Below are 17083 nucleotides of genomic sequence, written 5' to 3'. Positions count from 1 at the left end.
CAATGGAGTATATTTTGGAAACCGAGGGACTGACCAAGTTCTATGGAGATGAAGCCGTCGTTAACAATGCTAAATTAAGTATAAAGAAGGGCGAAATTTATGGACTACTCGGAGAAAACGGCGCCGGAAAAACAACTCTGATGAAAATGCTTACAACACTTACAAAGCCCTCGCGGGGAAAGGTACGGTTATTCGGCAAGGAACTGGAGGAGAATAGTCATTTATTACTTCAGGTAGGGACAATGATTGAAACACCTGTTTTTTATAATTCCCTAAGTGCGGAGGAAAATTTGAGAATTCATTGCAGGTATAGAAATGTCGGTTTGGGGGAGATTGACGAATATTTAAATATGTTAGGTATTTATGACCATAGGAAAAAAAGTGTAAAGCAGTTTTCATTGGGAATGAAGCAAAGACTTGGAATTGCACGCTCAATTATAGGTAACCCCAAGTTGCTTATTTTAGATGAGCCAATTAATGGATTAGATCCTACAGGAATTAAAGAGATCCGCGAATTGCTTCTGTACTTGAAGAAAGAAAAAAAGACTACCATTGTTATATCAAGTCATATTTTAAATGAGATTGAACAGATCGCTGAAAAAATAGGGTTCATGAGTAAAGGAATATTATACGAAGAAATCGAGATTGAAGACATTCATAAATCGGTCGCTCGCTTCTATGAAATTAAGATTAACCATATCGAAATACAGACTGCAAAATTAGAAAAATTGTTTAGTGTTGTGGATATTGTCAAAAATACAGTGAAAATTTCAGCAGCTAACCTTAGGGATACTGATGCTATTAAGATCTTAATTAATAATGATATTGAATTTACAGAATTCAAATCTTCAGGTGATAACCTAGAGGATTATTATATGAATACAATATCAGATGAAAGGTAGGAAATGGATGAATCTGTTCAGTATTGAGAATGTGAAATTAAAAAGAGGCAGAATGGCAGTGGTTTCCCTCCTGTTTATTCTGACCCTATTCGCCTTTCTATCCATATTGGGCCTAAGTGCGGGTGGACAGGTGATGTTTCCAAATATGACCACGGCCCTTCGGGAGATCAATAATTCGATCATTTGGCCAAGTTGCCTGATATTTACTGGAGTTTGGGCATCCAAAATCTTTGTGGAAGAGTTTAGAAGTAAAACGATGATGAACATTTGGGTATGCGGGATTGATCGAAACAGAATCGTTTTGGTCAAACTTTTCTTGATTCTGAGTATCGGGATGCTCATAACACTCCTGTCTACTCTCGTTCTAAACTTCTTACTAATCATATTAGCACCCTATATGGCTTATGCTGAGAAAGGAATGTCATTTTCCTCCCACTTTTCTGCACCTTTTATCGAATTGGTAACTTTGAATGCAATTTACATTGGTATTACATCTTTACTGTCAGTTTCGTTTGGTATGAGGGGTTACTCAACTTCGACTACCATTATAGCTTCTTTAGTTATGGCGGTCCTCTGGGCGAGTCAGATTAGCCTTCAAATTCCGGGCTTTAGTACATCTAATATTAGATTCATTCTTGCGTTAATTAGTGTGATAAGTGTGCTTTTCTTGCTCAGACGAACAAATCGCTTGGACTTTTAATATATCACTGAAGACACCTTAGGGTGTCTTTTCTTTTTACGGTAGCCTCAATTCGCTATTTAGCAGAGTTATGGAACCTATTGTTTCTTTGATATACTTGTAACCTTGAGTCAAGCGGCTACTCGGAGCTTACAAGGAGGAAATGTAGATGAAACAAAATCGCCTAGGAAAATCGGACCTTAATGTAAGTGAAGTTGGTCTCGGCTGTATGACTGTTGGGACTGACGAAACCAAGGCCATATCTATTATTCAAGAAGCGTTAGAGCTCGGGATCAATTTTTTCGATACTGCTGATCTATATGATCATGGGCGAAACGAGGAGCTTCTCGGAAAAGCGATTAAAAACCACCGCTCCGATGTTATCGTGGCAACAAAAGTTGGTAATCGTCGACTACCGGGCAAAGAGGGTTCGACATGGGACCCTTCTAAATCGTATATTCTGTCGGCAGTAAGGGAAAGTCTCAGAAGACTTGGCACAGATTATATTGATTTGTATCAGTTGCACGGAGGAACGATTGAGGATCCTATTGAGGAGACTATTGAAGCCTTTGAGGAGTTAAAGAAAGACGGGTTGATTCGCTATTACGGGATATCATCCATACGTCCGAATGTCATTAAGGAATATGTCAATCGTTCGAGTATTACAAGCTTGATGAGCCAGTACAGTATGCTTGATCGGCGTCCTGAGGAGGAGGTGCTTCCGCAACTGATGGAGCATGAGATCGGCTTAATTGCACGGGGTCCGCTTGCAGGTGGCATCTTAACGTCTGGAGGGGCGAACAAGGCAGAACGAGACTATCTAGATTATAGCCGTGAGGAGTTATCCGTAGTTCGACAAAGACTTATTGAGCTAGCAGGCGACCCGGACACACTGGGACAGATGGCAATCCGGTATGTGCTGAATGAACCTGAAGTGAATCAAGGAACTTAAGTTTGTTTTCGGGTATGTTTTCTTGTGATACATACTTTTGTAAAATATATTGACCCGTATTAATTATAACTGTTTCTCCATTATCAAGAGTGTTAGGAGAATTAACAGTAGTTTTATTGGTGACCTGCTCATTATCTTGAATAAGAGAAATTTCCTTAATACTCATATTGTCTACAGAATAGGGCAGGAAAAGAGTGATCTTCTTATTAGCCGTTGTGGGGCTCTCCACAAACAGAAGATAATTTAATTCATTAAGTGTATATGATTGAATCTTTTTAAGAATAGTATCTTCAACCTGATCTTTTTTTGTAATATTGTTCTGCGAAGTGCAAGACACAGCTATAAATACAATTAGAACTAGAGACATTATAGTAAGTAAACGTTTCAATAGCACACACATCCTTGTTTAATATAAAAGAGAAGCCACTTCAAATATATCATACTACATAAAATTATTTTTTTGCTTCCTCGCTGTAGTGAAGTCTGATGTCTGTTTAATAGATGTCCAAAACTTGATCGCGATGCTTGGATTTGTAAGGGAGAGTACCTTAATGGGTACTCTTTTTAGAAAGCCTTGGTCTCTCCCGTTTATATTATAAAGTTTCACATCATTTTACTTAATATGTTATTTGATTCACAAAGTTTCCACATACAATTGAACAATGATGATGTACTATAACGATACATAATTGTAATTATTAACTAAATAAAACGCCTAATCTATAAACCTTATATATGTTAATCCGGATAGTCATTAATTTTCTAAGACAACTAATAGGCAGGGAGCAAAACCATGATAAGGATAATGGATTTACATAAGACCTTTGTGGATGGTGAGGGAGAGAACAGAATTCTTCAGGGGATCAATCTAACGATCCATGATCATGAATTTACTACGATCATGGGGCCTTCAGGCTGCGGAAAATCCACTCTGTTGAACATTGCCGCTTTATTAACGGAGCCTACTTCGGGCAGTGTTTACTTTGATGATCAGCTAGTTAACTTCAAGAAGGAAAAAAGCCTGGAGCAGTTGCGAAGAAATAAGATTGGATTGATATTTCAGAACGCAAATTTAATTAATTGTTTGACCGTCCTTGAGAACGTTATCCTACCGATGAATTCTGGCTTAAGCAACAAAGTGAAAAAAAGCACAGCTTTGGAGTTGCTGGATATGGTCGGAATCAGCAACAAGTCGAAGAATAACGTCAAATCACTTTCCGGGGGGGAAGCGCAGCGGGTGGCTATCGTCCGAGCACTTGTGAACAATCCTAAGGTACTATTATGTGACGAACCTACGGGGGCACTCGATAGTGACAACAGCAGCAAGGTGATGGAGTTATTACTCGAAACCCGTAAGCGGACCCAATGTGCACTGGTAATTGTGACCCATGACAAGGAGATCGGGAATCTAGGGGAGCGGAAAATCGTTTTACGCGGAGGTGAAATCCTTGGAGTGGAAAACGATTTTCAAGCTGTATAATAGTCGTAAGCAAAAAAACAATCTTGTACTCTATCTGTTTGTTATGCTCTCGGTCGCTATAGCCGTAAGCATATCGTTGGCCATTCCGCAAATCATATCAGAAACGGACCGATACTTGACGGGACAAGTAGAAGAATTAAATGGTGCTGATCTAAAGATTGAGGCCACTTATGCCTCCAGTGCATTTGATCAAAAATTAGATGAACTGAAAGATAAAGGACTGCAGGTTAACAAGCAAAGTGCATTTTCGACCAACTTTAAGCAGGGTGACGGGCAGGTCTTCGGCAGCTTAATCATTGGTGATTTTGGTTTGCAAGAGAATGAAATCATTCTGTACGCGAGTTTGGCGGATGAATTAAACATTAAACAAAGTGACCAAGTCAGTATTGGTAGCCAAACTTACACGGTGAAAGACATTGAGAACATCGCAAAGGGTGTCGACGGACAGTCGGAAATGATCGGCTACGGAAAGGTGTCCTATTATCAACTCAGCAATGAAATCCCAAGCATAATCTTAACTTTAATTAATGGTAAGGATATCGACAAGGTCAAAACAGAATTGAAGAATATTGAGCCGGGTTATACATACTTCACCATTGACGATAAGAAAAAAGCTATTCAAGAAGAACTCAATACAAATGCCGCTACCTTGAATATTCTCAATACGATGAGTTATATGATGACGATTTTGTCGGTACTCAGCAGTATTTTTATGATTATTGTTCACCGTCAGCAGGATATCGCTATTATGAGAATGCTCTCCATCCGTATGAAATCAATTAAAAAGGCATTGAGAATGGAGCTCTATTTAGTGTTTGTGTTTCCGGTTTTGCTTGGCAGTGCCGCAAGTATTCCTATGGCCAGACAATTGCTCCTGTCGAATGGAATTCGGAACACTATTATTGATTCTGCCGTGATGGGTAAAGTGTTTGCCGGGTTTTTATTATATTTGGTGATTTATTTTATTTTTATCAATATAGCTACCAAGGCTCTGGAAGCCATAAGCCCTATGTTTGTTATTCGCGGTGATGCTGTTTCCTGGAAGAAGTCTAAGCGGAAGATAGCCTGGTTGTCCGTTTTATTTTCCCTCCTGACCATGGTCATTTACACAATCTATTTAGGTAGAGGATCAGCGCTGCTCAGCAGCATATTGATTGTTGTATGTATTGCCGTTTTTTTTGTGGTTACGCTACTTTGTATCCAACTGCTGTCATCCCTTCCTATTAAGAATAAATTGTTCATGTACACTGCCAAAAGTATCAAAGCAAACCGCTATGCTTTTGTAATCACGATATTAAGCTTGACTCTAACGAGCCTCTTCTTATTGATAGGTTATACCTTGGAAAAAACCGTCCGCGACAGCTACACCGCCGGCATTGAGCAAAAAGTAAATTATAATTATCTAGTAGTTAGCGATGAGCCGGCTAAACTGGAGAATGCTCTAAAGGAGTCACCTGAGGTTAAAGGCTATACCAAGTTGTACCGTCACGCGGGAACAATCCTGAATAATAAGGATTCACTGAAGTCCGCTCAAATCTGCGACATTAACGAAAGTGACTATAAGATTAAGTTCAAAATTTTGGAGGGAGAAGATGTATTCGAGGGTTCGGCTAATGACGTGCTAATATCCGCTGCCTTCAGTGATCAGGTTCAAGTAAAGTTAGGCGAGACGCTCAAGATGGAGCTAAACGGATCCGTGGAAAACTACAGAGTCAAAGGAATCTATGAGGCGGGTCAAGTGAATCAGACTTTTATTCTTAGGCCTGCAGTTAATGAAACTCAAGGGAGTTCATTGTTCCTCGTAAAGGCCAATTCCAGTAATTTTAAAGACAGTTTGAGCAATGTCTCACTGATGCATATCAGTATAATGGGCATGTCCATCATGAAGCGAATGCAGGATTTTCTGAGCATCTTTAAGTGGTTATGCTGGATCTGTATTTTCTCTTCCATTCTATTCAATCTCAATATCATCTATATGAATTATTTAAATGAACATAAGGAATCTGTAATTATAAGGGCGCTAGGCATAGGCAAAGGATTTCTGTATAAATATCTAACTATGAAGTCTATTTTTGCACTCTTGTTAAGCTTGTTCCTATCTTTAGGGCTGTATATCTTTATGATTACCATAACCTTGGGTGCCATATTTAAAGTGAATACCAATATAGCAGCAGATACCATTATGATCCCGATAGGATGTGTTTTGGGGATCGTATTCATTATTTTTCTGGTCCCGTTTCATATGGTCAAACAATCGCACGGTTTTGATGAGCTGAGGGAGCAAGTCTAAGGTTTAATCCACAGGGAGCACCTTAATAGGTGCTTTTTTTGCTTTTATTTGGTGACAATCCCACACCCATTGCAACAAACCTACAAGTTCATGCAGGAAAACGAATTAAAGTAGTTTTAGTAACGTTTTGCTTATAATATGAGTTGTGAAAGGAGGCGGCGTACATTGGAAATTATATTCGAAGCTAACTCAGAATTAAATCGAAGGGTAGCAAAGATAACAACCCATCCAGCTGAGAAAGAACACTGGGGACATATCAAAGAAGTGCTTGATAACTCTGAAAAAAAGATGGTAGTCATCAACGCTAGAAATAATCGCAGTGTTCAAATTTCGCTAAGTTCCATTGTGGTCATAGAATCGGAAGACCGAATGTGCAGCGTGCGTGTCATTACGGGTGAAATGTATCTACTGAATAACCGGTTGAAGGTAGCTAAAGAAAGCCTTGATTCAAATCATTTTATTAAAATCAATAATCAAACCATCATTAACACAAGCTATATTAAGGAGTTCTCATCAACAGATAATGCAAGAATTAAAGTGATATTAACAGATGATTCCAGCTACTTTGTCAGTCGCTTCTACTTAAAAAACTTTAGGGGGAACCTGAAATGATTAACCAATTAAGAAACTCTTTTTTTCAAGTATTTACAATGACTTTCTTATGGGTAACTTTGCTTTTCACTGTTTTTATGAAGGATCAAACCATCAGTGTATTATATCTGTGGAATATTGTGGGGATCACTGTTATTTCTGCCGTATTATTCGGAATTATGTATAATGCGCTTTGGAATTATTACACGTTAAAACCCATTTGGAATATTTTTATTTCTTCAACGATTAGTATCTTAGGCGGGCTTATTGTTGTATGGTTATTCTCAATAGATATGTTCCATTACATAATACCTTGGTGGCCTGGAATGCTGTTGTTGTCCGTTGTATTGCATACCCTCGCTTTTTACTTTTACGCTAGAGTTAGCAGTAAGAAAAATGCTGATGAGTTGAATAGGATTTTGAAATAGATAGATGATATAATGGACACTAGATGGAAAATGGAGTCTGGAGTGTGGCAGGATGAGAGGATATAACATTTGGCGTCCATTGATGCTGATTGCGGTTGCGTTTCTTACTAACAGTTTGGTTTCCAACGTTTGCAGCCTACTAGGGATGACGCCTGACACAGCAAGTAATCTCGGTATACTCGCCATGATAATTGTCGCCTTGGTGATGTATACTAGAATGACGAAGCCCCGCCGCCGCAAATGAAATTGACGCTGTTATCTTCCGATAGGGCACTAAAGGACACTTTAATAGGTGTCTTTTTTCGTGTCATACGGGATATATTTTGCTTTTTTAAGAGTAGTACTTGTATATTAATAGTATCGCTTTGATTATTTAGAGAAGAGTCATGTATGCATATGACAATCAGGAGGAAACAAATTGAGCACACAGAATGTGGGAGTTCCATTAGAAGGTTTTGCTGAATTTAGTCGAACGGTAGCCGCAGAAGGTGCGGTGCTGTTAAAAAATGAAGGACAGGTCCTTCCGCTGGGAAACGGTGAGAACGTTTCAGTATTTGGCAGAACCCAAGTGAATTACTACCGAAGCGGTACAGGATCGGGCGGAAGCGTCCATGTTGCATATACAACCAACCTATTGGACGGTCTTCGCAGTAAAAAGAACCTTACCGTCAATGAAGAACTGGCGGCTGTCTATGAGAAGTGGATTGAGCAAAATCCATTTGATAATGGTGGCGGAGGTTGGGCTGCTGAACCGTGGCACCAGAAGGAAATGCCTTTAACTGATGAGCTGGTCTCGAAGGCAAGAAACAAGTCGAACAAGGCGATCATTGTGATCGGACGTACGGCGGGAGAAGATCAGGATAATGCGGATGCGCCGGGGAGTTACCAATTAACCGCTGATGAGAAAGCAATGCTGAAGCAGGTAACGGCCTTTTTTGAACAAACTGTCGTTGTGCTGAATGTATCTAATATTATAGATATGAGTTGGATGAATGATGAAAGTTATGTGCACCCGATTTCGTGCGCGATCTACTCTTGGCAAGGCGGGATGGAAGGGGGCAATGCGATTGCTGACGTTCTGGCTGGTGAGGTAACGCCTAGTGGCAAATTAACGGATACAATCGCTTATTCCATCGAGGATTATCCGTCTACCCGCAATTACGGCCATGAATTTAAAAACCTTTATCAGGAAGATATCTATGTGGGATATCGTTATTTTGAGACGTTTTCTCCGGATAAGGTTCAGTATGAATTTGGTTATGGTCTATCTTATACCACCTTTACTATAGAGCCTGAGGAAGCCAAGCTGACTACCAAAGAAGGACAACCCTACGTTGAAATCGACGTTACTATAACCAATACTGGAACCGCTTTTGCCGGAAAAGAGGTCGTACAGGTCTATTACGAAGCGCCGCAAGGAAAGCTGGGACAGCCGGCTAAAGCACTGGCAGCATTCGGGAAGACAAAAGTCCTGCAACCGGGTGAATCTCAGCGTCTTACTGTGAGCTTCTCTGTTCATTCTATGGCCTCCTACGATGACGCCGGGGTGACAGGATATCCATCCGCATATGTGCTGGAAGCCGGAACATACCGCTTTTATGCGGGATCCAGTATCAAAAGTCTGGTTGAAATAACCGCGGAAGGACAAGACGGTTACAACGTGGAAACTCTTCAGGTTGTGGAGCAGTTGCAAGAGGCGATGGCGCCGACCGAAAGCTTTACAAGAATGAAGCCGGGCGTTCGGAAGGAAGATGGTTCGTATGAACTCATCTCTGTAGAAGTACCTAAGCGAAAGATATCCTTAGCGAATCGAATCGAACAATGTCTTCCTGAAACGTTGGAGCAAACCGGTAATCAAGGCTATAAATTAAGAGATGTATTTGAACAGAAAGTCAGCATGGAAGCTTTTATCGCCCAGCTTAGCGATCAGGATTTAGCTACGATTGTCAGAGGAGAAGGCATGAGCAGTCCGCTCGTGACACCGGGTACGGCATCAGCGTTCGGAGGCGTAAGCGATCAGTTGTTCAATTACGGAATCCCTGTTGCTTGTACGTCAGACGGACCCTCCGGAATTCGCATGGATAGCGGGCAAAAAGCGACCCAGGTTGCAATCGGAACTCTGTTGGCGGCAACGTGGAACACGGAACTGGTTGAAGAGCTTTATGTCATGGAAGGCCGGGAATTATTAAGAAACAACGTAGATACCTTGCTTGGACCCGGCTTGAATATCCGACGCAGTCCGCTTAATGGACGTAACTTTGAGTATTTTTCAGAAGATCCGCTGATTTCCGGGGTATTTGCAGCAGCATGCACTCGGGGAATTATGAAAGGCGGCTCTAACGCCACGCTGAAGCATTTCGCCTGTAACAACCAGGAGAAGTATCGGAGTAAGGTAGATGCGGTCGTTTCCGAGCGCGCCCTTCGGGAAATTTATCTGAAAGGCTTTGAAATTGCGGTGAAGCAAGGCGGTGCGAATTCGATTATGACCTCCTATAATCCCGTTAACGGACATTGGGCGGCTTCCAATTATGACTTGAATACCACGATTCTTCGCGGGGAATGGGGCTTCAAAGGCATTGTGATGACGGACTGGTGGGCAGTTATGAACGATGTTGTCCATGGAGGCCCAGCGGATCGCAAGTATACGAACTGGATGGTTCGCGCCCAAAATGATCTTTATATGGTTGTCAGTAACTATGGGGCGGAAATCAATGCTTATGAAGACAATACCTTGGATTCGTTAGAAAATGGTTCCTTAACCCGAGGCGAACTTCAGCGGTCCGCTATGAATATTTGCGAATTCATCATGAACGCACCGGTATTCTCCAGAAAGCAGGAGATTGTGGAGACGGTCGAAGCGTTTAAAGCGAACCCATCTCTTTCGGTGGAGCAAGCACAAGCACTCTCTCAAAATGCACAGGTAAAACCTTCGGTAACTGGTTCGACCTTTATGAATGTGGATCAGGCCGGACAATACCGGGTCATTGTCAATATCATGTCTCCAGAACCTGAGTTGGCTCAAAGTGCTTGTAATGTGACATTAAATGATCACTTGATGACGACCATTCAAACGAATGGAACGGAAGGTAGATGGATCAGACAGAAGCTTGTGAAGATCGCGCTGGAAGCAGGCCTGTATGAATTGAAACTAGATTTCGTCAAACCCGGCTTGCAGATCGACTGGATCGAATTTAAGCAAGTGTAGGTATAGAAACGGATTGTGAAAGGACACCCCTAGGGGTGTCCTTTTTTGTTCTACCTGATTATATGGGGTCACTACAGTGAAGATTCGGACTTCCGGCCGCGTTGAAATCCGGATATAGCTTATGCTTTAGAAGCGAGCTTTCCTAGTAAAAAGCTTTCGGTCGCTATCGTTCCTACAGTTTTCGGTTTTTGTTATTTTCTGTTGTTCAGCATATATACGTGAAAACTAGCAATTAAGCTTGAGCCAAATAGCAGCAGCTAAAGTAAATACATATATTAAGGTAGATCGGGTTAAGAACTCTATGCGGACTACAGATCCCTTATTGTCTATAAATTGCTCGATAAATAAGTTATGCGGACAGAGATGCAGTTATTTATAAATAATGGGCTATTTATAGACGGATTTTTGTAAATAAGGCCTTCTGAGTCAGCATAGATAAGGAAGTCAGGTAAATGGAGTAAATAGCGTCCACTGGGTCCGTTAAGCTTACGGATGAATCTTGAGCAAGTATTCACGCGTGTTCGTACATCAAGAGGGGAGTGAGTGGCGATTCATGCGGAGCAGAGATATAGGCTTTAAAGGGAAACTTCCCCTTTAACCTTTATTTGCCACGAGTCAGCCTCATAAATTGGTTGATAATTCCCGTTTACTCCATTGCCTGCTTCCCCATAAATTACTCTGATTATATAGTGATAGATTAAATCGAGAGTTATAGGAGCGGATATATTATTTGGGAAAATTTATTTAATAACCAGCCATATTGGTGTTTCAGCTGAAGAAAAATGGTGTGATTATATATGGGATCTATATTTGATGAATAACTTAACATACAATTAACATATTGGACTCTATTTATGAATATATTAAGTGAATGTCAAAATAAATGAGTATTTATGTAAAGTTACCTTACATATCTTTGGTTTAATTTAACGAAATTATTGATATTCTACCATTTGTGTATGATATAATATCACGGAACTAACAAAATGATAGGGAGGAATAATCACTTTATGGGATGGAAATCACGATGGAATAAGCCTTTTGCTTCCTTGTTGACTACGGCTGTACTCTCTGCGCAGGTCTTGGGCGGAACTTTCTTGGGCACTATAGGGGTTGCTGAAAAAGCGGCTGCCGCTGCTGCGTCAACTATTGATCTACGGCTTATGAGTACAACGGATGTGCACACCAACGTCACCGGCTGGGATTATTTCAAAAATGCGCCCTCGGCAACGGTCGGTCTCGACCGAACGGCAACACTGGTTAAGCAAGCCAGAACAGAACAAGTAAATAACCTCCTCCTAGACAATGGGGATCTAATTCAGGGAACTCCGCTAGGTACTTATATGGCGAAGAAATCCGGACTGCTAGATTCTCCAACCATGATTCACCCGATGATGGCTGCTATGAACGCCATGCAATATGATGCGGCGATATTTGGTAATCACGAGTTTAACTATGGTCTGGAATTTTTAGATCGAACAATTAAAGGCAGTGGACAGTCAAATACCGGAGCGAATTTTGAGTATTTGAACGCCAATATTTATAAAACCGATGGACTCACAAACCAGTTCAAACCCTACACTATTATTGATAAGACAGTAAAGGATAGCAATGGTGTTGATCAGACGATTAAAGTCGGTCTGCTCGGTCTTGTCACTCCACAAATTATGGAGTGGGATAAGGTTAACCTGGAAGGCAAGGTAATTACTAAGGATATCGCTGAAACCGCAGCGAAGTTCGTGCCAGAGATGCAAGCCGATGGAGCGCAAGTCATTATCGCCATGGCACACACCGGGTTTGATGCAGGTGCTGTTCAAGGGGATGGCTCCGAGAATGATATCAATGCACTGAGCAAGGTGCCTGGCATTGATGCTATCACATTCTCGCATACACACAAGGTATTCCCTACGGGCGACAACGACAAATTGGACGTCTCATTCAAAGATCCTGCAACGGGATTGCCCTACAACAACAGCAGTGTATCTGTTGTGGATAATGTGTATGGGCACATTAACGGTACCCCAGCTGTTCAAGCCGGATATGGCGGCGGCAATCTGGGTCTGATCGACATTAAGATTGTTCAGGATGGCAGTGGGTGGAAGGTGGATAAGGAAAACACCAAGGCTTCCAACCGATCCATCTCTGGGGTTACGGGAGATTCAAGCGTATTTGCAGCGGTTGAAACTGCTCATAACGCTACTATCGCCTACACTGGGCAGAAGCTGGGCGTGACAACGGCACCGATGAACAGCTATTTTGCGATGGTTCAGGATGACCCTACCGTCCAAATCGTAACGCAAGCACAGAAGTGGTATGCAGAGAAGTATATCAACACCAATCTCCCAGAGTACAAGGATCTCCCGATTCTAAGTGTAGCTGCACCCTTTAAAGCCGGACGCAACGGTCCTACTGAGTATACAAACATTGCCGCGGGTGACCTAACGATCCGAAGTGCAAGCGACCTGTACTTGTACGACAATACGCTGAAAGCGATCAAGGTTAAAGGTTCTACCGTAAAAGAATGGCTTGAAATGAGTGCGGGTGCATTCAACAAGATTGATCCAACTCTTACAACACCGCAATCATTGCTTGATCCTTCTTTTGCCGTATATAACTTTGATGTGATTGACGGAATAAAGTATAAATTTGATGTGACGAAAGAGGCGAAATACGACTCGAAAGGAGTCATTAAGAACGCGGACTCGAGCCGTGTGACGAATATAACCTATAATAATAAACCGTTGGATCTGAAAATGGATTTCATCGTAGTTACGAATAACTATCGCGCGAGCGGTGGTGGTAACTTTCCCGGTGTCAAAGATTCACAAATGATCATTGATTCTCAGGAAGAGAACCGGCAGGTTCTGATGGATTATATTTCCGAAGTAGGAACAATTAATCCTACGGCGGATAATAACTGGTCGCTCTTGTCTATTAATAAGAACGTTAATACCACCTTCATCTCGGCACCGGAGGCAGAGGGTGTACTTCCAAACAATATGACTTATACCAATGAGAAGGACATTAAAGGCTTCGGCATCTTCAAAGTGAATATTCCCGTTGAAGTTCACCTAATTGGTATCAACGATTTCCATGGCCAGCTCGACACGGTATCTACCGTTAGTAATAAGCCAGCGGGAACGGCGGCTATTTTGGCGACCTACTTGAAACAAGCTCGGGCCATCTATGAAAATTCAGTGCTTTTCCATAACGGTGACTCTGTAGGTGCATCTGCTCCGGTATCCTCGCTGGAACGGGATGAACCAACATTGAAATGGATGAATATGATGGGCTTCGATGTGGGTTCCTTGGGTAACCATGAGTTTGACCAAGGGGTTGCGGCTCTGATGTCTCAGCTTAAGGGCGGAGTAGATCCCAAAGATCCGAAAGTAACCCATGAAGGCGTAAACTTCCCATACATTAATGCTAATGCTGTAGACAGCACCACTGGCAAACCCATTATCGACCCTTATGTAATTAAGGAAGTGGGCGGTGTGAAGATCGGATTTATCGGTCTTGTCACCAAGTCTACGCCAAGTAAGGTATCTCCTTCAGGCACAGCAGGTGTGCGCTTCCTGACACCGCAGGAAGAAGTTGCTGCGGTTGAAGCTTACGCCAAGGAACTTCAGGATAAGGGAGTTCAAACCATTATCATCCTGGCGCATGATCCAGCTTCGACTAGGAGTGGTGTGACTACGGGAGAAGCTGCTGATCTGGCAACTGCACTTCCGGCGAACTCTCCTGTTGATGTAATCGTTGCGGGTGACAATCACGCACTGGCTAATGGAGTAGTTAACGGGAAGCTTATTGTTCAAGCGTACTCCTATGGAACAGCATTTGAGGACATTAAGCTTCTCATTGACCCTAAGACTGGTGATGTGTTGAGCAAATCTGCTGTCATTACCTCTACATTTCATGAAGGTGTGACCCCGGACGCAGATACGGTTGCTCTGGTCAACCATTATCTGAATTCACATCCGGAGTTGACCAAACCCGTTGGGACAACGGACGGAAAGATTACACGAACAGATGCTTACACGAAGGAATCTTCACTTGGTAATCTAATCGCCGATGCGATGCGCAGCTCCGACTTTGGCGATGGTAAAGGTCCTGCGGACTTTGCCTTCATGAATCCGGGCGGAATTCGTGCCGATCTTCCAAGTGGGAATGTGACCTTTGGTGATCTGGCTAAAATTCAGCCGTTCGGTAACACCTTAGTGAAGCTGACGCTCACTGGCGCACAGATTAAAACCCTGCTCCAACAGCAATGGTTCGTGAAACCTGATGGAACATACGATATCAAAACGCTGCAAATATCAGGCTTGAAGTATACGGCGAATCTGGAAGCTCCGGTAGCTACCCGTATTTCAAGCTTAACGCTTGCGAATGGAACACCGATTAATCCGACCCAAAGTTATACGGCTGTTGTCAACAACTTCATGGCTGCCGGCGGAGATAACTACGCCGTACTGACACAAGCCAGTACTTCTGTACCTGGACCGATTGATCTAGACGTTTTCTACGATTATATCGTCAAGATGTTTAAGGGTGGAGTAATTACGGCGAGTATTGAGGGCCGTATTAACAATTCGACCTCACCTGTAGAAACGCCAGCGCCATATAATCCGGGACCTGTTGCCCCGACTCCTACACCAAGTCCAACCGCGACGCCTTCGGCAACACCGGCGCCAAGTTCTACACCGGCTCCGACTGCTGCACCGGTAGTGGAATTCAAGGATCTCGGTAAGGTGGTATGGGCTCAATCAGCCATTAAGGCCCTAGCAGCCCAAGGTATTCTCAAAGGTGTGGGCGGAGACAATTTCGCGCCGGCCCAAAATGTATCACGTGCTGAATTTGTAACTATACTGGTTCGCGCGTTGAATTTACCGAGTACCGCTGGTAAACCAGTTACATTTAGTGATGTGAAATCAGGTGTTTGGTATACTGATGCGATTTCCATCGGCGTAAATGCCGGGCTCGTCAAAGGTTCTGGAAACGGTAAGTTTGAACCGGGCCGCGAAATCACCCGTGAAGAAATGGCCATTATGGTCGCAAATGCTCTGAAGTTTAAGGGACTTCTGCAGTCTGGCAACCATAACGCAGCACTCCAGAAGTTTGCCGATAAGGGTGAAATTGCCTCCTACGCACAGGAATCTGTAGCACAGTTGACTGACCTTGGGATTATTAACGGAATTGATGCTGACGAATTCGGACCGAAGGGCATCACCAACCGTGCTCAAGCAGCGGTTATTATCTTCCGTATGCTGGGTCTGGCGTCCTAAACTTTCTGGCATTTTAAATTTACCGCAACACTAACATAAAAAAGTGTTCCGTTTGTCATCTTCGGATGCAGCGGAACACTTTTTTTGTTGATGGAACTCAAGTGTTTCTATTGGCTTATCCTTAGGAGTATAATTACGCTTATAGAGTTTGGATGTCGTAATCTTATATAAATAATGTCTTCTTTACCTACTAAAATGTCTAAGAGAAATGTGTTAATTTATAGATAGATGTCAGAATAATATATGTTGGAGGTAAACATAATGAGCATCGGAATAGGTGTGATCAGCTTTTGGCATGTGCATGCATGGGACTATGTTAAGCAAGTTCAGGAGCATGAGGATACGTATATAGCGGCGGTGTGGGACGAGGATATTGATCGTGGAAAGAAGGCTGCTGAATTGATGGGTGTTCCTTTTTTCACCTCACTCGATGAGCTTCTTTCGCAGGAGAATGTTGACGCCGTAATCGTAGATGCGCCGACCAACATGCATAGAGATGTACTGATAGCTGCTGCCCAAGCAGGCAAACACATTTTCACAGAAAAGGTTATTGCTCCAACGGTGAGGGAGGTTGATGAAATCCTGTCGGAGGTTCATCAGAAGCAGCTAAAATTGACCGTTTCCTTACCCCGATTAAATGACGGATATACTTTGTCCATTCAAGAGCTGCTTAGTCAGGGCTTGCTCGGTGAAATTACGTATGTCAGAGTTCGATTATCTCATAATGGAGCTGTTGCGGGCTGGCTACCGGAGCACTTTTATAACCTGGAGCAATGCTCAGGCGGCGCTTTGATTGATCTGGGTTGTCATCCGATGTATTTAACCCGGCTATTTTTAGGTCAGGAAGTGACGGGTGTAAGTGCGAATTTTGGTTATGTCACTGGCAAAGAAGTGGAAGACAATGCAGTAGCCACTCTCTTTACGAAATCAGGAGCTATCGGCGTGGTGGAGGCTGGATTTGTGAATAGCCACTCGCCGTTTACCATCGAAGTTCATGGAACGGAAGGGACTCTTTTATTCGGAACACCGGAGGAGAAGCTGTTGCTTAAGACCAACAAATTGGCGGAGGCCTCGAATAGTTGGACAGAAATCCAATTGAAAAACAATCGGGAAAGCGCCTTTCATCAATGGGTCAATCATATACAATTGAATACACTCGCTGAGGAGAATATCCAAACGGCTGTTGAACTTACAGTATTAATGGAAGCTGCGAATCGTTCGGCAAAAGAGGGACGTGTCCTGTCAATATCCGAGGTACGCCCTTGAACTTTCAA

At 42.6% G+C, this 17083-nt stretch carries 11 protein-coding genes; all 11 read left to right on the top strand.

Going from position 1 to position 17083, the window contains the following annotated elements; translation table 11 throughout:
* Positions 1 to 2: 2 nt before the first annotated feature.
* The 11 genes from PWYN_RS10525 to PWYN_RS10475 all read left to right on the top strand — a co-directional run bounded on the left by PWYN_RS10525 (position 3) and on the right by PWYN_RS10475 (position 17075).
* Positions 3 to 902 carry an ATP-binding cassette domain-containing protein gene (locus PWYN_RS10525; protein WP_036651178.1) on the top strand — a complete coding sequence of 300 codons (900 nt, stop codon included), beginning with the start codon at positions 3 to 5 and terminating at the stop codon, positions 900 to 902.
* A gap of 7 nt (positions 903 to 909) precedes the next feature.
* The gene (locus PWYN_RS10520) at positions 910 to 1602 is read left to right on the top strand and encodes an ABC transporter permease (RefSeq protein ID WP_169744102.1); all 693 of its coding nucleotides are present in this window, start codon (positions 910 to 912) and stop codon (positions 1600 to 1602) included.
* A 148-nt stretch (positions 1603 to 1750) separates the two neighbouring features.
* Complete coding sequence (locus tag PWYN_RS10515) at positions 1751 to 2533, top strand: aldo/keto reductase (RefSeq protein ID WP_084146678.1); 783 nt, start codon at positions 1751 to 1753, stop codon at positions 2531 to 2533.
* Positions 2534 to 3326: 793 nt separating this feature from the next.
* A complete protein-coding gene (locus tag PWYN_RS10510; protein ID WP_036651171.1) occupies positions 3327 to 4013 on the top strand; it encodes an ABC transporter ATP-binding protein in 687 nt (228 codons plus the stop codon).
* A complete protein-coding gene (locus PWYN_RS10505) occupies positions 3982 to 6303 on the top strand; it encodes an ABC transporter permease family protein (RefSeq protein WP_036651168.1) in 2322 nt (773 codons plus the stop codon). Before PWYN_RS10510 ends, PWYN_RS10505 begins: the two co-directional genes overlap by 32 nt.
* A gap of 165 nt (positions 6304 to 6468) precedes the next feature.
* Positions 6469 to 6915, top strand: coding sequence for a LytTR family DNA-binding domain-containing protein (locus tag PWYN_RS10500; RefSeq protein ID WP_036651166.1), 447 nt, complete (start codon positions 6469 to 6471; stop codon positions 6913 to 6915).
* Positions 6912 to 7322 (top strand): hypothetical protein, encoded by a 411-nt coding sequence (locus PWYN_RS10495; RefSeq protein ID WP_036651165.1) that lies wholly within the window; start codon positions 6912 to 6914, stop codon positions 7320 to 7322. Before PWYN_RS10500 ends, PWYN_RS10495 begins: the two co-directional genes overlap by 4 nt.
* 52 nt (positions 7323 to 7374) lie before the next feature.
* A complete protein-coding gene (locus PWYN_RS10490; RefSeq protein WP_036651162.1) occupies positions 7375 to 7566 on the top strand; it encodes a hypothetical protein in 192 nt (63 codons plus the stop codon).
* 174 nt (positions 7567 to 7740) lie between these two features.
* Entirely contained in the window at positions 7741 to 10527 is a 2787-nt protein-coding gene (locus PWYN_RS10485) for a glycoside hydrolase family 3 C-terminal domain-containing protein (RefSeq protein WP_036651160.1), read from the top strand.
* 1010 nt (positions 10528 to 11537) lie between these two features.
* On the top strand, positions 11538 to 15809 hold the full coding sequence (locus PWYN_RS10480; RefSeq protein ID WP_036651158.1) for a bifunctional 2',3'-cyclic-nucleotide 2'-phosphodiesterase/3'-nucleotidase: 4272 nt from the start codon (positions 11538 to 11540) through the stop codon (positions 15807 to 15809).
* A gap of 261 nt (positions 15810 to 16070) precedes the next feature.
* Entirely contained in the window at positions 16071 to 17075 is a 1005-nt protein-coding gene (locus PWYN_RS10475) for a Gfo/Idh/MocA family protein (RefSeq protein ID WP_036651156.1), read from the top strand.
* Positions 17076 to 17083 lie beyond the last annotated feature (8 nt).

Source organism: Paenibacillus wynnii (assembly GCF_000757885.1).
Lineage (GTDB): Bacteria > Bacillota > Bacilli > Paenibacillales > Paenibacillaceae > Paenibacillus_AQ > Paenibacillus_AQ wynnii.
The sequence above is the reverse complement of the archived record's forward strand: the minus strand, read 5'-3'. Positions and strand labels throughout refer to the sequence as shown.

Bases quoted from the DNA above. Each gene is read 5' to 3' on its own strand.
- PWYN_RS10520 (WP_169744102.1), top strand. From the start codon at position 910: ATGAATCTGTTCAGTATTGAGAATGTGAAATTAAAAAGAGGCAGAATG.
- PWYN_RS10475 (WP_036651156.1), top strand. From the start codon at position 16,071: ATGAGCATCGGAATAGGTGTGATCAGCTTTTGGCATGTGCATGCATGG.
- PWYN_RS10490 (WP_036651162.1), top strand. From the start codon at position 7,375: ATGAGAGGATATAACATTTGGCGTCCATTGATGCTGATTGCGGTTGCG.
- PWYN_RS10510 (WP_036651171.1), top strand. From the start codon at position 3,327: ATGATAAGGATAATGGATTTACATAAGACCTTTGTGGATGGTGAGGGA.
- PWYN_RS10525 (WP_036651178.1), top strand. From the start codon at position 3: ATGGAGTATATTTTGGAAACCGAGGGACTGACCAAGTTCTATGGAGAT.
- PWYN_RS10515 (WP_084146678.1), top strand. From the start codon at position 1,751: ATGAAACAAAATCGCCTAGGAAAATCGGACCTTAATGTAAGTGAAGTT.
- PWYN_RS10495 (WP_036651165.1), top strand. From the start codon at position 6,912: ATGATTAACCAATTAAGAAACTCTTTTTTTCAAGTATTTACAATGACT.
- PWYN_RS10480 (WP_036651158.1), top strand. From the start codon at position 11,538: ATGGGATGGAAATCACGATGGAATAAGCCTTTTGCTTCCTTGTTGACT.